General features: G+C 41.9%; 13 protein-coding genes. 6 read left to right on the top strand and 7 right to left on the bottom strand.

All coding sequences use genetic code 11. From position 1 onward, the window contains the following. Window positions 1-9 precede the first annotated feature (9 nt). The 5 genes from M2419_RS23100 to M2419_RS23080 all read right to left on the bottom strand — a co-directional run bounded on the left by M2419_RS23100 (window position 10) and on the right by M2419_RS23080 (window position 8,160). On the bottom strand, window positions 10-978 hold the full coding sequence (locus tag M2419_RS23100) for a hypothetical protein (protein ID WP_153846658.1): 969 nt from the start codon (window positions 976-978) through the stop codon (window positions 10-12). 80 nt (window positions 979-1,058) lie between these two features. Beyond that, window positions 1,059-2,201, bottom strand: coding sequence for a DUF4859 domain-containing protein (locus M2419_RS23095; RefSeq protein WP_159729430.1), 1,143 nt, complete (start codon window positions 2,199-2,201; stop codon window positions 1,059-1,061). A 19-nt stretch (window positions 2,202-2,220) separates the two neighbouring features. Beyond that, window positions 2,221-3,696, bottom strand: coding sequence for a RagB/SusD family nutrient uptake outer membrane protein (locus M2419_RS23090; RefSeq protein ID WP_083663519.1), 1,476 nt, complete (start codon window positions 3,694-3,696; stop codon window positions 2,221-2,223). 45 nt (window positions 3,697-3,741) lie between these two features. Continuing rightward, window positions 3,742-6,903 (bottom strand): SusC/RagA family TonB-linked outer membrane protein, encoded by a 3,162-nt coding sequence (locus tag M2419_RS23085; protein ID WP_259255695.1) that lies wholly within the window; start codon window positions 6,901-6,903, stop codon window positions 3,742-3,744. A gap of 393 nt (window positions 6,904-7,296) precedes the next feature. Further along, window positions 7,297-8,160 carry an AraC family transcriptional regulator gene (locus M2419_RS23080; protein WP_112373465.1) on the bottom strand — a complete coding sequence of 288 codons (864 nt, stop codon included), beginning with the start codon at window positions 8,158-8,160 and terminating at the stop codon, window positions 7,297-7,299. A gap of 300 nt (window positions 8,161-8,460) precedes the next feature. Here M2419_RS23080 and M2419_RS23075 point away from each other — a divergent pair, with 300 nt between their 5' ends. Genes M2419_RS23075 through M2419_RS23065 form a run of 3 tightly spaced genes read left to right on the top strand, consistent with a single transcriptional unit; the run spans window position 8,461 to window position 9,918 of the window. Beyond that, window positions 8,461-8,664 carry a type II toxin-antitoxin system Y4mF family antitoxin gene (locus M2419_RS23075; RefSeq protein WP_153846654.1) on the top strand — a complete coding sequence of 68 codons (204 nt, stop codon included), beginning with the start codon at window positions 8,461-8,463 and terminating at the stop codon, window positions 8,662-8,664. After that, window positions 8,664-8,999, top strand: coding sequence for a HipA N-terminal domain-containing protein (locus M2419_RS23070; RefSeq protein WP_259255694.1), 336 nt, complete (start codon window positions 8,664-8,666; stop codon window positions 8,997-8,999). Before M2419_RS23075 ends, M2419_RS23070 begins: the two co-directional genes overlap by 1 nt. Beyond that, entirely contained in the window at window positions 8,992-9,918 is a 927-nt protein-coding gene (locus M2419_RS23065) for a HipA domain-containing protein (protein WP_259255693.1), read from the top strand. The genes M2419_RS23070 and M2419_RS23065 overlap by 8 nt, the downstream gene beginning before the upstream one ends. Before the next feature lie 106 nt (window positions 9,919-10,024). On the opposite strand, the gene M2419_RS23060 is transcribed toward M2419_RS23065, so the two are convergent. Together M2419_RS23060 and M2419_RS23055 are read right to left on the bottom strand one after the other, a co-directional pair. Next, entirely contained in the window at window positions 10,025-10,552 is a 528-nt protein-coding gene (locus M2419_RS23060) for a hypothetical protein (RefSeq protein ID WP_259255692.1), read from the bottom strand. 39 nt (window positions 10,553-10,591) lie between these two features. Continuing rightward, window positions 10,592-11,134 (bottom strand): hypothetical protein, encoded by a 543-nt coding sequence (locus tag M2419_RS23055; RefSeq protein WP_259255691.1) that lies wholly within the window; start codon window positions 11,132-11,134, stop codon window positions 10,592-10,594. A 369-nt stretch (window positions 11,135-11,503) separates the two neighbouring features. Here M2419_RS23055 and M2419_RS23050 point away from each other — a divergent pair, with 369 nt between their 5' ends. The 3 genes from M2419_RS23050 (at window position 11,504) to M2419_RS23040 (ending at window position 14,282) form a co-directional block, all read left to right on the top strand. Then, window positions 11,504-12,220, top strand: a complete 717-nt coding sequence (locus tag M2419_RS23050; protein WP_259255690.1) for a hypothetical protein — start codon at window positions 11,504-11,506, stop codon at window positions 12,218-12,220. Between the two features lie 60 nt (window positions 12,221-12,280). Continuing rightward, on the top strand, window positions 12,281-12,907 hold the full coding sequence (locus M2419_RS23045) for a porin family protein (protein WP_259255689.1): 627 nt from the start codon (window positions 12,281-12,283) through the stop codon (window positions 12,905-12,907). Window positions 12,908-13,028: 121 nt separating this feature from the next. After that, complete coding sequence (locus M2419_RS23040) at window positions 13,029-14,282, top strand: S41 family peptidase (RefSeq protein ID WP_259255688.1); 1,254 nt, start codon at window positions 13,029-13,031, stop codon at window positions 14,280-14,282. Window positions 14,283-14,377: the final 95 nt, after the last annotated feature.

Below are 14,377 nucleotides of genomic sequence, written 5' to 3'. Positions count from 1 at the left end.
AGGTAGAGATCAACTATGTGTGATGGTCAAAAAACGGAAGCGAACGATGTAGGTACCACTTCTGTAGAATTTGATGGTCGATACCGGATTGAGGTTACGCCCCAGCGTAGTCGCTGTCCCCACAATACGGTAATAAGAAATAGGATCCCCCGACCAAAATTCTGTACCTACATAAGTACCGTTCATGATGGGGTATACCAGCCCCGAAACATCTGGATAGCGATACACCAAGCCCGTATCGGTAACTTCCTCCGGATAGTAAGGCGACCAATTTTTGAATGTCGGCCGGTCACCACGCTTGATGATCTCGCCTTTTTTAGGATTGAAGGGCTTGCCGTTTTTATCTTCCCACTGATATACAATTTTGTTTTCTCCTTCGGCCTGATGTTCTACACTGATCTCGTAATCTGTATACGGTAGAAAATTGGATTCGGCACCGTAGTCCGAACTCGTGCACGACTTAAATAAAATATCTTCCTTCTTGGCACCGATAACATTAAAATCGAGGATGTTCTTAAATTTTTTCTGTCCGGCGATATTGCTCACCTCCACATCGATCGTGTATTGTCCCGGGGTCACGAATTGCGTCGCCTGTGTAAAACCCACGCGGCCACCGGTCGCATTGAGCATCATCGGCGGATATTTAGCCTTGCCAATCTTCGCTTTCAACAGATCCAGGGTGGTATCCCGCCAGGTGACTTCAGCAAGGTAGGTGGATATCTCATGTTCTTTTGAAAATTCTGTTGTGAGCTCGCCGGTTTCCTTGTTCCGTACCGCAACCAGATTGACGGTCAGCGGGGTTGTGCTTCCATTGGCAACAATGGCATCCGTGTACACCACCGTCCCCTGGTTGACTTGCAGATTCTCCACATTATAGCGTATATTTTCACTTAAATAACCTATTTGGTCACTCTTGCAGGAATCCAATAGCAATAGGGATAAACCTGCTAAGCCGATTATAAAACTTCGTTTTTTCATCTGTTTTATTTTTTCATTTGTGATGAAGCTATCCGGTTGATCCGGCACTGCCGCGGAATCAATCCAGTTAGTTTCAAAATTTATTTGATCTTAATGTTGAATACAAAAACAGCATTCAAATCACCCTTTGTTTTCGACTTGTATACGAGGGATTGGCGGACCGTATAGGTACTACCCACCGTTGTTTGCCCTGGATATTGCAGAATATTGAAGGTCATCGTTGAGGTTGCCAGCTCAGACACAATGCGTGCATCGGTGCCCCATGAACAGGTTTGCCCTTTCGTATCGAACCAGTGCCCGGGGGCGTTGGCAGTGCTGTTTGCATTTAGGCTGCCATCGGGCTGTACAGCATAATAAGTAATATCCTTACCCACCAGCGCGGATATTGCGCCGCTCTCCACGCCATAAAAGCGCGCTAAACGTGGCAACAGCAGGTCCACTGTGGTACCTGTATAACCGGCTGCATCATATTTAATACTCAGGTCGTATGTAAAGGTCAGCGTAGAACCGGTTTCCACGATTTTAGGCCCCGTCAGGAGGCGTGGCACAAAATCGCCTATAAACGTATGTGTATTGGCCAATACATTTAGCATGGTTCCTGAAGCCGTTTTAATCCCGGTTGTCTGACAATATATACGCATGTCGGCCTGATCATCTTCTTTGACCGTAACAATACCGTCAGGGCTGATCTGATCCGCCTCGCCACGCACTTTGACGTAGTATAAATAATAAACGGGCTGCGAAGACCAGGCCGCTTTGGGCTGCTTTTGCCTATGATAGAAAAATCCACCCACATTGGACGCATTGCTGATCGTCGTATACGCTGTACTGGCCGTTTCCAAATTGTAAGGGGCATCGTTGTAGATGTATGCCCTGACCGAATCCACAGGGATTTCGTTGAGAAACTGATCAAAAGAATACTGTGCATTTTCGTCCACATACTTCACCGAGTCTGCCTTCTGCTTATAATAACGGTTGACCGAATAATCCGAAGGCGCCCAAAAGGTTTTCGCCTTGTTGATTTCGTCTTTGAGTTTAAAATGGTCAATCACCAGCAGCAGGGTATCAAACATCCCATTGGGATGAGCCGCCAGGTAGTCGTAAGTAGACAGATTGACTTCGGCTGTATGGAGGCCATCATCCGTCAGATAAGCTGCTTTCTTGCAACCCACCACTGCCAGTCCAAAAGCCAGCAGCAACGCAAATCGATATAAGGTTTTCATTTTTTTCAGGTTTAGTGGTTTACATATTGACGGTTCCCCAGTATGGTGTCTGATTCAGCAGCGGATTGGTTGACAACAACGATGGGTCAAATGGCCAAAGGTATTTCTTCGCATTAAATTGCGACTGGTTCATTTTGCCTTCCGGAAATTTATAGACATTGAAGTGTTTATACAACCGCACGAGATCGTAATAGCGATGGCCTTCCAGAAAAAGCTCGCGCGCTCTTTCGCTAAAGATGGCCTCGATGAGCGGTTCCTCATTTGTGTAGGCAGGCAGTCCAGCTTGCGTCCGGATTTCATTTAAGATGGTTTCTGCGGAGCTATTTTTACCTGTTGCGGCCAATCCCTCTGCCATAAGCAGCTTAATATCAGAATAGCGAAAGATGATGATGTTATTTTTAAATATCGCATTGGCATTTGACGCATTACTCGAAAACTTAACATTCGCATATTTCGTACACAGCGCATAGTTACCGTTATAAACTATATCAAACACACTTTTAAATCGTTTATCGTTACTGTCTTTAAAGAGCGTTTTAATATAATCCTGACTGATTCTTAGAATCGGATCTGTTAAAGTCCGAAAATAAGGCCCGGCTAGCGAGAAGTACCCTATTCCCGAGTTTGTACCTTCGTTTTCCCCATTTTGGGAAATCTCAAAAATACCTTCATTGGATTTTCCCTGATAAATACTGCGGTAGTTCAGACTGTCCCTTCCCACAAAAGAATATTCGCCGCTTTCCAATACCGATTTAGCTGCCTCGATGCAGTCCGCATATTCGCCGCGCCATGCACTCAGGTGCGCCTGCAGGGCAAGCGCTGCTCCGGTATTTGCACGCAGGGCAAAATCATCTTGGTCAATATTGCTCCATTTCAGTAAAGTCAAAGCTTTAGTTAAATCGGCCTGGCTCTGATCCAGCACATCGCTTTCTTTACTTGCCGGGAGATTTACAGCATTGATGGGCACCACAGATTCTGTTATAATCGGCACTGTTCCCCATACCCTCGCCATATAGAAATAGGCAAATGCACGCACAAAGTAAGCTTCGCCGATATAGTAATCCCTGGTCGATACATTGTCAAAGGCATTTTCATCCATCTTAGGGAGCTTTTGGATCACGCGGTTGGCCTGGTCTATAGCCTGATAGAAGACATCATAGCGCCGCAGCTGATACGCGGGCCGCCAGGTTTCCGAAGCCGCTACAGCCGTATTGAGCTGCATATTGACAATCGGATTAAAGTCTGCGTTGGTCGAAGAAGTAATTTCGTCCGTTAGCAAATCGCCATAGGCATAGTAGGCCATCCCATTGCCTTGATTTAGGGCCTTGCGCAGCAGCGCATACATGGCGTTGGTTGCGCTATTGGCATCTTCCTGCGTTTTCCAGAAGTTCTCGTCGGTTGCCGAACTGACAGGCTCAATGTCCAGAAACTTGGAGCAGCCTGAAGCGAGATACATGAAAGCACTCAGCATTAAAAACAATATTTTTCTTTTCATCTCTAACTAATTTTAAGCCACCGTTATCCGATGGAACTGACATGATTAAAAGGTTACATCCAAGCCTATTGTCCATTTCTTCGGGATCGGATATCCGTTACCCGTTGAATAACCATTGGCTTCCACTGCTTCAGGGTCCGGCACAGAAGACCAGGACTTAACAGCCACATTATCCACGACCCCATAAATGCGGAGCATTTTCAACTTAAGTTTCTTAATCATGGCCTGCGGGAATGTGTAGCTCAGCTGAATATTTTTCAGGCGTACAAAACTGGCATTTTCCACGAAAGTACTATTAGCGATGTGCCAATTGTCTACCGTATTGCGAAACAAAGTAGGGTATTTGGTCTGATCGCCGTCTTTCATCCAGAAGTCGCTGGGTTTAAAATCGCCTGCAATGGCCGAATTGGTACCCCAGGTCGAATAAAGGGCAGATGAACCGGCATCCTGTAATTTATCCGACAGGTAACCATTCCACAAAGAGCGTCCGAAAACAAAGCTCACGAGTGTGGATAGGCTAAAATTCTTGTAAGAAAATTGGTTGATAAAACCGCCCACAAAGTCGGGATTTGGATTTCCCATATCAATTTTATCGTTATAATCGATCACATAATCCCCATTGACATCCCTTCTGCGCGGATCGCCAGCCTGATAAAGGACCGATCGATTAAAGTGCGCTATTCTTCTTCCCGTCAAAGGATCGACAGGCACGTCAGCATTGGTCGCATATACGCCATCCACATCCCATACTTTGAATGGAAAAATAGGCTGGCCTACATTCAGGGCGCGTTGCATCCAGGGTGGTCCCACTTGTATTTCCTTTCCACCGTCAGGCAGGCTGGTCACATAATTTTTATTATAAGCCATATTGAAATTGGTGGTCCACTGGAATGCCGATGAAGGGGCCATATTTCGGGAGATAATCGTCATTTCCACACCACTGTTTCTCACACTGATAAAATTATTGGAGACGGTGCTGTATCCCGAAGTAGCGGGCATCGTCAGATCGTATACCAACTCTTTGGAGTCGCGCACATAAAAATCAGCAGTTACCGTAACCCGGTCGTGCAGCAGGTTCATATCGAACCCGGCATTAAACTGCGGTGAACGCTCCCATCTGATTGTCGGTGATGTTGCCGCCGCCGCATAATTAGGAGATACTGTCGGCTTACCGTTATACGAGAGTACCGAACCAGCAATGCCATTTTCCAGCACCGCCCCTGGATAAGATGCGTCAAAAGTCAGTCCTGTATAGCGTGCATAGTACGAGCCCGGATCACGACCCGTAATACCATAGCTACCCCTTATTTTGAAAAAGGATATCGCGTTTTTGACTCCCTGGAAAAACGGTTCTTCCGAAAGCACCCAGCCGGCAGATATGGATGGGAAAATACCCCAGCGGTTATCCTTGCTGTAGCGCGACGATGCGTCCATCCTGTAGCTTGCAGAAAGCAGGTATTTGTCCTTATAATCGTAGCCAAAACGACCGAATACCGATACGCGCGAGCGCTCATTGATGGAAGTCGTTGCATAGAGATCAGGCCCGGAAGGGATACCGGTTACGGTTTTCACATAATTTCCATTGTCGTTGTAGCCATACATATAATTTTCATTGGACGTATTGCGTTCAATACCAGTACCCAAAACGGCACTAAAATTATGGATGTTTCGAATGCTCTTGATGTAGTTAAAATAGGTTTCCCATTCCCAGCGCTTATTTTGGTTCACCCAATTCTGTGCAAAGTTTCTATAGCCCGTAAGCAGTTTGGGGCGAAAAAGATCGCGTGTATTATTATTGACATTAAACGAAAACTGCGAGCGCAGGGTCAGGCCATTGATCAGAAATTTCTTGAGTGTCCCAGCGAAGTTTCCATTCAGGCTGAAGGAGTTATCGCGATCCATCAAACCATCGTAGCGCCCCGTATAGATCTGCTGGTCGACATCCGTAAGCTGATAGAAAGAAGAAGGAAATCCCCAGGTGCTAAAGGGATATTTCGTATCGTCACCCGAACCATGTTTCGCTTTAGTAAAACCTGCGAACAAATTTGTTTCAAATTGGAAATTGTCCGTCGGGTTAGCCTGTAACATCAGGCGCGGCGTTAGGTTTTCATTTTCAAAGCCCATCATTACGCCCTGCTCATAATAACGCTGTGCCGAGAAACGGTATAAAAATTTCTCCATGGTGGCACCGATACTCACATTGACATTGTTGATGTTGGCCGACTGCAGAAAAAGCCCCTGCCAATCGGTATTGTTGTTAAAGGCTGGATTTAAACTATCTGTTAACATGGGGCTAATGGATCCATTATTGAACCAGTCGTACGATCCACCCTGATAGAGCAAGTTCATTTTCAGCCTGCGCTCGGCTGCACCAACGGTGATGGGCTTCATTGCCGGACGGCTGGAAACTCCGTTGTAAGCCGAGATCCGTATTTCGGGTTTACCCTGCGCCGGACGTTTGGTTTTGATGATAATGACCCCATTTGCAGCACGGGCACCATAAATGGCCGATGCCGAAGCATCTTTCAGGATATCAACCGATTCGATGTCGTTGGGATTAATGGCCTGCAAAGGACTTGCATTACCGTAAGCCGACCGGATATCACTCACGTCGTAAATAATATTGTCGATCACATATAAGGGCGCCTGCAGTTGGTTGTCTGCTAAGCCCAGGTTGCTCGTCCCGCGGATGTTGACAATGTTATTGGTACCGGGTTCGCCCGAAGTACTCAATACCGTCAAACCAGCCACGCGTCCCTGCAGCATGGCATCGAAGGTTGCATAGGGCGTATTTTCAAAATCTTTCCCTTTTACGGTAGCAATAGCTCCTGTCGTCTTCCGCCGCTGCACATCCTGATAGCCCATCACGACCACCTCATCAAGCCCCGTTCCATCTTCCTTCATCGTTATCTGAAGTGTATTTTCGCCGGCACGCAGCTGTTTCTCCTGCCGTACATAACCGACATAACTAAAAATCAAGGTCGGATTTGCCGATTTAAGCGGTAGGCTGAATTTTCCATCCGCATCCGTTTTGGTGGCATTGCGGATGCCTTTCTCTAAAATACTCAGATCAGACAAAGGTATGCCTTTTTCGTCTTTAACGATCCCCGTGACCGTTCTCTGTTGTTGCGCATATAGCTGTTGACAGACCAACAGCAGCAACATAAAAATACCCGTTAAGCATTTTTTTGGAAGATTTTCATACATAGTCATAATTTCGTTAAGCAGGTGTTCAGTTTAGCATACTGTCAATGACACATCTATCCCTGGGATAAATGGATTCCTTTTGCAAAAAAGGCTGTAACAGCATGTTAAAAAATTGATTAGTTCTTCTTTCTGTAACAAAATTAGTACTTCGGAGTAGCGGTTTTCGGTCAGATCTTACCCACTCATTCTAACATTTTAACAAAAGAAAAAGAGGCATATTGGCGAGCTGTAGGATTGCAGCATAGTGCATAAAACAGCAATTCCGTCTAACCATAACAGGAAAAATATTTCTGTTATGGTTAGACGGAATTGAATCAGAGCCGAAATCGCGCAGGAAATTGAGCGACCTTCTGCCAGATGGGATCAAATAGCCTAAAGTGATTAAAAAGTTTTTTAATCGTATAGATAATTTCGGTAGTTGCGCACATATATTTTGGGCGATATCCCCAATATACTTCGAAACACACGGTTGAAATTGGTGATGCTATTAAAGCCGGCATCATAGGCGATTAAAGAGATCGAGTCGTGCCTACCCAAACCCAATAATTTACAGGCTTCGCGGATACGCAGTTCATTTAAATAGGCGACAAAAGTTTTTCCGGTGCAATTCTTAAAATAGCGGCAAAAGGCATGCGGCGTAAGGTTTGCCTTTTCGGCTATTTCATCCAAACTGATATCCTCTTTAAAGTGCTCTTCCAAAAATTTACATAATTTTTCGATTCTGAAAGGTTTGGAGATTTCCCTTTTGGCCAGTTGAACACCAGAAAGCGGCTCCAATTCGGCGAATACTTTGCTGAGTGATTTTAAAAGATAAAAGAAATTGACGAGCTGATCCAGAAAGTCGGACTTTTGCAGGATTTCAATATAATAGCATACCTGTCCCTGATGTTTCGGCGGAACCTTAAATCCCCGCTGGCATTTATGCACAAAATCAAGCAGATTGCGAAGTTCGGGCATGGTGGCCATGGTAGACAGTGCTCCTTTCGGGCTAAAAAATAGTGAGACAGACCGCACAGATACTCCTGCGATGAAACTTTTAAACACATGGGCCTGGTTTGTTCCCAATAGAAAAATGTCGCCGGGCTGAAACTCATGTACATTATCGTCCACGAGTAGCTGGCCGATACCTTCTTTAATCCAGATTAATTGATATTCCTCATGACGATGCATATAAGGATAGAACTTATCCAGCACGTCTTCTTGAATATAGATAGATTTATCCTGAGGGGCAGGAACTTTAAATTGAACTGGCTTCATAACAATTTAGATTTAAATAAATGTCAACTTGACATTAAATATACAATAGCCAATTTAGGATTACAATGCTTAGCTAAAAAAGGTTAAAATAAGGTGATATTTGGTTATAATTTGCACATACGTGAATTAAAACCCAATAGATATCATTTTTTTACGTCATTATGAGCTTCGTACCCTCCCATATCGATTTTAAAATTTACACCCCGAACGGGTATAAAAAGTATATAAAACACATAATTTATACCCGATGTAGTATAATTTAAGAACATTTACTATATTTATATCAGAAAGGGTATAATTATGGATTCAATACGAGTGTTTGTAAAACAGAAACGGAAAGAATTAAAGCTAACACAGGAAGACTTAGCTGCTAATGCTGGAGTCGGCTTACGGTTTGTGCGTGATCTCGAGCAAGGAAAAAAAACGTTACGTTTAGACAAAGTAAACGACATATTGGCGTTATTCGGCAAAGAAGTTGGTGTAATTGATCAAATTAGAGAGTGATGGCACGCGAAGCAAAAATATATTTTCATGATGATTTAGCTGGATATCTCCTTGAGACTGATCATGGCTATTCATTTAGTTATGACGAGAACTATCTAAAAAAAACTGATCCACTACCTATCAGTCTAACTTTACCCATTTCCGAGAACGCTTATCATAGCAATATACTATTTCCGTTTTTTGATGGGTTAATTCCCGAAGGATGGTTATTGGAAATCGGCGAAAAACATTGGAAGCTCAATCCTAGAGATCGTTTTGCACTATTAATCAACCTCTGTAGAGACACTATAGGAGCAGTTTCTGTTTATCCGATGGAGGCGGAAAACGATGGCTAATTGTTTATTTTGCTATGAACCAGTTGAAACTGGGGAGTATCACACAGCATGTTCAAGAGTATTTTTTGGAACAACTCAAGTTCCATATTTGGAGTTGGATCAGGAAAAATTGAAAAAATTAGGCGAAGTTACTGTAGCTGAGCGATTGGCAATAACTGGCGTACAGCCAAAAATATCACTCAGTCTAAATGGAGAAAAAGGCAATAAGCGACTTACCTTAGTTGGTCTTTGGGGAGATTATATTCTGAAACCTCAATCAAAAGAATATCTTCTCATGCCGGAAGTAGAAGATCTAACCATGCACCTCGCAGCGCTATTTAAGATAGAAACAGCAAAACACGCATTAATACGAACTTCTACAGGAGAACTGGCATACATCACAAAACGATTTGACCGTAAGAAGGGCAAAAAAATCCACGTTGAAGATTTATGTCAATTATCGCAGCTTCTGACCGAGCAAAAATACAATAGCTCCTATGAACGTGTAGGAAAAATCATCAAGCAATTTGCTTCCAACACCGGATTAGATGCAATCAAATATTTTAGGCTCGTACTGTTTAGCTTTTTAACTGGAAATAACGACATGCATCTCAAGAATTTTTCACTCATGCATACGAATCATGGTGTTTTATTATCACCAGCATATGATCTCATCAATGTTAACTTAATCTATCCAAAAGATAAGGAAGATATGGCTCTCACATTGGGTGGTCGTAAACGAAAAATAAAACGGTCAGATTTTAACCAGCTTGCGCAAAGTTTGGGAATATCTGAACTGGTCAGAGACAATATATATAAAGACTTCAGGAGAAATGCTGATAAAGTTAAAGAAATAATTGATCACAGTTTTCTAACAGATGATTTCAAAGAAAAATATGTTCAAATTGTCCACACTAAATTAAAACAGATCGAACTATAGAAAAGAATTTAGTGATCATGAATAAACTCCTATTTACCATCCTCTTTATTGTGGCTTCTACTTTCGGTGTTTCACAAACCTTGACTAAGGCAGCCACTTCTAGCTGTTAGCCAGCCCCCAGCTCTTCAGCCAGCTTTTGTAAGCCTTGATTAGCTTCTTCAAATCGTTTAAGTTCGACCGCATAAGATTCCGTAACCGTTTGGAGCAAGGCACCTTCCGCGGTAAAGTCAACATAGGCCATTACCGTATCACCACCCCACATCCAGTCAAAAATCAGGGCATAACCCTCCAAAACAAAGCCTTCCAGTTGTTTTAAAAGAGCCAGCATCGGCAATATTTCAAGATAGTTTTCACTGAAGTTCAGTACGGCGAATGTCCAGTGTTGCTTTTCCTCATCGTAATACTCCTTCGCGCCAAAAAATTGATCCTTGAGCAGATTATCGAAGACTTCACGAATGCGCGCCTGTGAATAACTTGGAATAATTTCCAACGTTGTTTTGCTGTACATCTGCCGACTCTCCCACCACTGCGACCAATTATCATCTTTGTTCGGGGAAATCGGTTTAGAAGAAAAAAACTCATTCAATCTCGATTTTTCTATTCGAATACTAATATAAAGGCTATCCAGTTCCATAAGATCGTTCTAAAAATATTCTTAACTTCTTTTTTAACGTTACCAGCTCGACAGTTTGATCTTACCATCGCTATCAAAATCCGTATTATCGGTCACCTTTTTGAGGTTCAGCTGCTTTAATGATAGGCCTTCTTTTAGGGGCAAATCGGCAGCTTTCATCCTAAATAATGGATAGGATAATGGTTTTTCGCTCCATTCCAGCACAAAATGATAGCCATCTACGATCTTTTGCTGGTCGTCGGTTTTGATGATCAAGATATTGTGGAAGGTTTGCTCCGGCTTGGCCGGATCGCTATCTGTTGAGATACCCCTTGCTTTATAGGTGGCGATAAACTTGTAATAATGGTACTTGCCATTTATGGGATTGAATACTAATTCACGGCTGTTGTTTTCCTTGATTAATGCTGAAAAAGACTGCTCAAAATCATCCAGTAACTTATAATTAAAATCGGTATTGATCTTATTGGCCACCAATACATAAGTCTTTTCATCTTTACCGGCACTATTTCCTTTTGCTTGGTTTTGTGCAGCGACCGAATAGCAAGTAAACCAGCTTAACAATAGGACTATTAAATATCTCATCCTACTAATTTATTAAAATTCAAAGAATAATACCTTAGTTGGTCAGCAATCATTTCATTTTTCGATTTCTAGCTGACACAAGCGGAAAACTTTTGCGCTATCCCAATAAATTTTCCAATCGTGTATCATGTATTGGTCAATTGGGAGACATTATCCTCGCAAATGCCTAATCATTTGTGATCAAATTGCAGCTTTTAGCGTCTAGGGTTAACTATTAACTTATATTTATTAAATTTGTAGCATTACGCATATTATTTCCGTTTGCAATAGTATAGTATCAAAATAAATTATGAAAAGACCTATTTTAACGAAATGCGCAGTTTTATTGATTTTCCTTTAATACTTCTTACTGACCTATTCTATATTATTATGCTGAACATATTTCAAAAAGTACATAAAGGGCAATGGTTGCTCTTTATCCTACCATTCTTTCTATTTGGGTGCGAAAAAGATGAGCGCGATGGCACTACCTGTGCGCAGAATTGTATTGTACTATCGGGAGTTGTTGTGGATACTCCTGCGAACAAATTATTATCTGACGTAGAAGTAGGGATTTCGTTCCAATATTACAGTTCATTCCTTAAACCATCAATAAGTTTGGGGAAAACAAAGACAGATACCAAAGGCAAATATAGTTTTCGATTTGATGCCAGCAAATACCTATCCCGGGAAGGCTTTTTTATAGTTAGTGTCAAAAAGAATGGTTATTATCTTAATACAAACCATCCAGATTCCTATCAAAGCGTAGCTTCTTATGACTTGGACGAGCTCAAGTATGATACGCCAACTGATGAACGAATAATGCTGTTTAAAAAGGGCGAAATGGAGTTGCATCTCAAAAATGTCAAAAAACTCGATTTGACGATGCTTGCCGTTAGCTATGGTCCGGAGAAATCCAATACTGGTTTTTCTATCGCTCCGGTCCCTCGTGATTTGGATACCATCGTTAGGATAACGATTCCTGCCGATATGGAATCGGTATTAAAATGGCAAGGCTATAATGGATCGAACCCCTTACAATTCGACAAAGCAGCCACTGTTAATTCAGAAAAAGGAAGCTTTACACGCTATCAGTTAGATTTCTAGTGGGAACTAGCGCTAATTAAAAAGAGAAAACAATTATAAAATCTATAATCATACATTCATATGCTTAAAAAATTACTTTCCAGGATATTTCTTTCTGTTTTAACTTTATCAGGAACCGGCCTCTATGCCCAGCAAAGAAATGGCAGCGGTTATGACATCGAATTTTCTATAACTCCTCTCGCTGAGCGTACTATTGGACCGCGGAAGAGCCTTATGGGAGCCGGTAGCGACGCCAGTAAGAATTATATCGCTGGATTGCTCCGCATAGGCTATCACTATAATGAAACATGGTCGTTTGGTGCAGGTGTGGGCTATTCCCACCAGAATATAACGACAACATCGGCAATAGTCGATCCCTCGGTGGAGCGGATCCAATACTCCTCAGAACTTTCTATTTGGGAAATCCCTTTAGATGCCAGGGTAAAATTTTTAAAATATCTCTACGCAAATGCGGGGCCTATGTTACACTTCCAGCAGAACGCAAACAGTTATGTAGACAAGCAGCATGGTATAGGTTTCCATGTTGGACTAGGCGCAAAGGTTCCATTATCCCAACAGTTTGCTGTCTTGCTGTCGCCATACTACAAAATGTACTCACTCATCCCTTTCCAATCGGAGAGAAATTATGATCGTCTGCGGGTTTTGGGAATTGCGGCTGGATTAAATTATAGGTTTGCCAAGAATTAATATAAATCACAGTTCAAACAGCCTCTTTTTCCATTTTCTCTACTGAAGAAAATTTATATCTTTATAAACAGGAAAACCTAAAATTATACTATTATTTACCGCAGGTTGCATTTAAATGATCATGAATAAAATACTATTTACCATCCTCTTTGTTTTGGTTTCTACTTTCGGCTTTTCACAGACCTTGACTAAAGCAGACTATCTTGAAGACCTCGATTTTTTAAAAAGAACATTGCCCGCCAAACATACCAACCTATTTGCTAAAACCACAAAAGCTACCTTCGAGAAGCTCGTAGATGACATTGCCAGCAAAGCGGATTCGTTGAATTATGAGACCTTCACCGTAGCGCTCTTCAAGCTTATGGTAAGTATAAAAGATGAGCATACATTTGTTGAAGCAAAATTCAATCGGATACTTCCCATTCAGTTGGATATGTTTAATGATGAAGTCTACATAACAGCTATAGATCCAGCTTTTGCATCGCTATTGGGGACCAAATTAGTAGCAATCAATAACCACAGCTTCAATCAGATTACTGCTTTGTTTAAGGAGGCTATCTTAAGTGAAAACCGTTCGTATTTTAATGATCACCTGCTCCGTTTCATCAACAATCCGGCTTTTTTAAAAGGCCTTGGCATCATCGATTCGGACAAAGAAGCTGTGTTCACATTTGTTGACCGGAACAATAAAATCAGTAAGATAAAATTGACGTCATCGGAAGGTAATGACCTAAAAAAATTAAACTTAACAGCGGGTGCAGTCAATCTACTTTCAAAAAAGAAAAAAGGGAACTATTGGTACGATTATGACGCTGCTCACAAAATCCTTTATTTTAATTATACGACATGCCGGGAAGATCCGGCTCAGCCTTTCGATCAATTTAATCAGGAGTTGTTCACGTTGATCAATGCCGAACGTCCAAATAAAATTGTGCTGGATTTAAGGTATAACAACGGCGGGAATTCCGGGATTTTAACGCCATTTATTGACCAAATCAAAAACAGCTACCTCAATAAAAAAGACAGTTTTTTTGTATTGATAGGCAAGAATACCTTCTCCTCGGCTGTGATGAATGCTGTTGAACTGAAGAAAAATTCTAATGCAACCTTTATTGGTGAAGAAACCAGTGGTTCAATCAATCATTATGGAGAAGTCAGGGGATTCAGTTTACCAAAATCAGGCATCGTGATTGCCTACTCGACAAAATACTGGGAAGTATGGAAAGGGAAGAAAGGACCGCTAAAACCTGATATCGATATTAAGTATACGATCGAGAATTATATGAAAGGAAAAGACGAGGCATTAATGAGCATATGGCCCCAAAGATCGCGTCCTAAAGGAAAGCCAATAAGCAGCACACTAATACTGCGATAAAAATCTACCTTCTATTAAATATCTCATCCCACTAATTTATTAAAATTCAAAGAATATTACTTTAGCTGGTCAGCAATCATTTCATTTTTCGATTT

The sequence above is a fragment of the Sphingobacterium sp. BIGb0116 genome (genome assembly GCF_024808035.1).
Taxonomy (GTDB): Bacteria; Bacteroidota; Bacteroidia; order Sphingobacteriales; family Sphingobacteriaceae; genus Sphingobacterium; species Sphingobacterium paramultivorum.
The sequence above is the reverse complement of the archived record's forward strand: the minus strand, read 5'-3'. Positions and strand labels throughout refer to the sequence as shown.

Coding starts and splice junctions, on each gene's coding strand:
- M2419_RS23050 (WP_259255690.1), top strand. CDS start 11,504: ATGCTGAACATATTTCAAAAAGTACATAAAGGGCAATGGTTGCTCTTT.
- M2419_RS23060 (WP_259255692.1), bottom strand. CDS start 10,552: ATGGAACTGGATAGCCTTTATATTAGTATTCGAATAGAAAAATCGAGA.
- M2419_RS23055 (WP_259255691.1), bottom strand. CDS start 11,134: ATGAGATATTTAATAGTCCTATTGTTAAGCTGGTTTACTTGCTATTCG.
- M2419_RS23045 (WP_259255689.1), top strand. CDS start 12,281: ATGCTTAAAAAATTACTTTCCAGGATATTTCTTTCTGTTTTAACTTTA.
- M2419_RS23075 (WP_153846654.1), top strand. CDS start 8,461: ATGGATTCAATACGAGTGTTTGTAAAACAGAAACGGAAAGAATTAAAG.
- M2419_RS23085 (WP_259255695.1), bottom strand. CDS start 6,903: ATGTATGAAAATCTTCCAAAAAAATGCTTAACGGGTATTTTTATGTTG.
- M2419_RS23100 (WP_153846658.1), bottom strand. CDS start 978: ATGAAAAAACGAAGTTTTATAATCGGCTTAGCAGGTTTATCCCTATTG.
- M2419_RS23070 (WP_259255694.1), top strand. CDS start 8,664: ATGGCACGCGAAGCAAAAATATATTTTCATGATGATTTAGCTGGATAT.
- M2419_RS23040 (WP_259255688.1), top strand. CDS start 13,029: ATGAATAAAATACTATTTACCATCCTCTTTGTTTTGGTTTCTACTTTC.
- M2419_RS23090 (WP_083663519.1), bottom strand. CDS start 3,696: ATGAAAAGAAAAATATTGTTTTTAATGCTGAGTGCTTTCATGTATCTC.
- M2419_RS23095 (WP_159729430.1), bottom strand. CDS start 2,201: ATGAAAACCTTATATCGATTTGCGTTGCTGCTGGCTTTTGGACTGGCA.
- M2419_RS23080 (WP_112373465.1), bottom strand. CDS start 8,160: ATGAAGCCAGTTCAATTTAAAGTTCCTGCCCCTCAGGATAAATCTATC.
- M2419_RS23065 (WP_259255693.1), top strand. CDS start 8,992: ATGGCTAATTGTTTATTTTGCTATGAACCAGTTGAAACTGGGGAGTAT.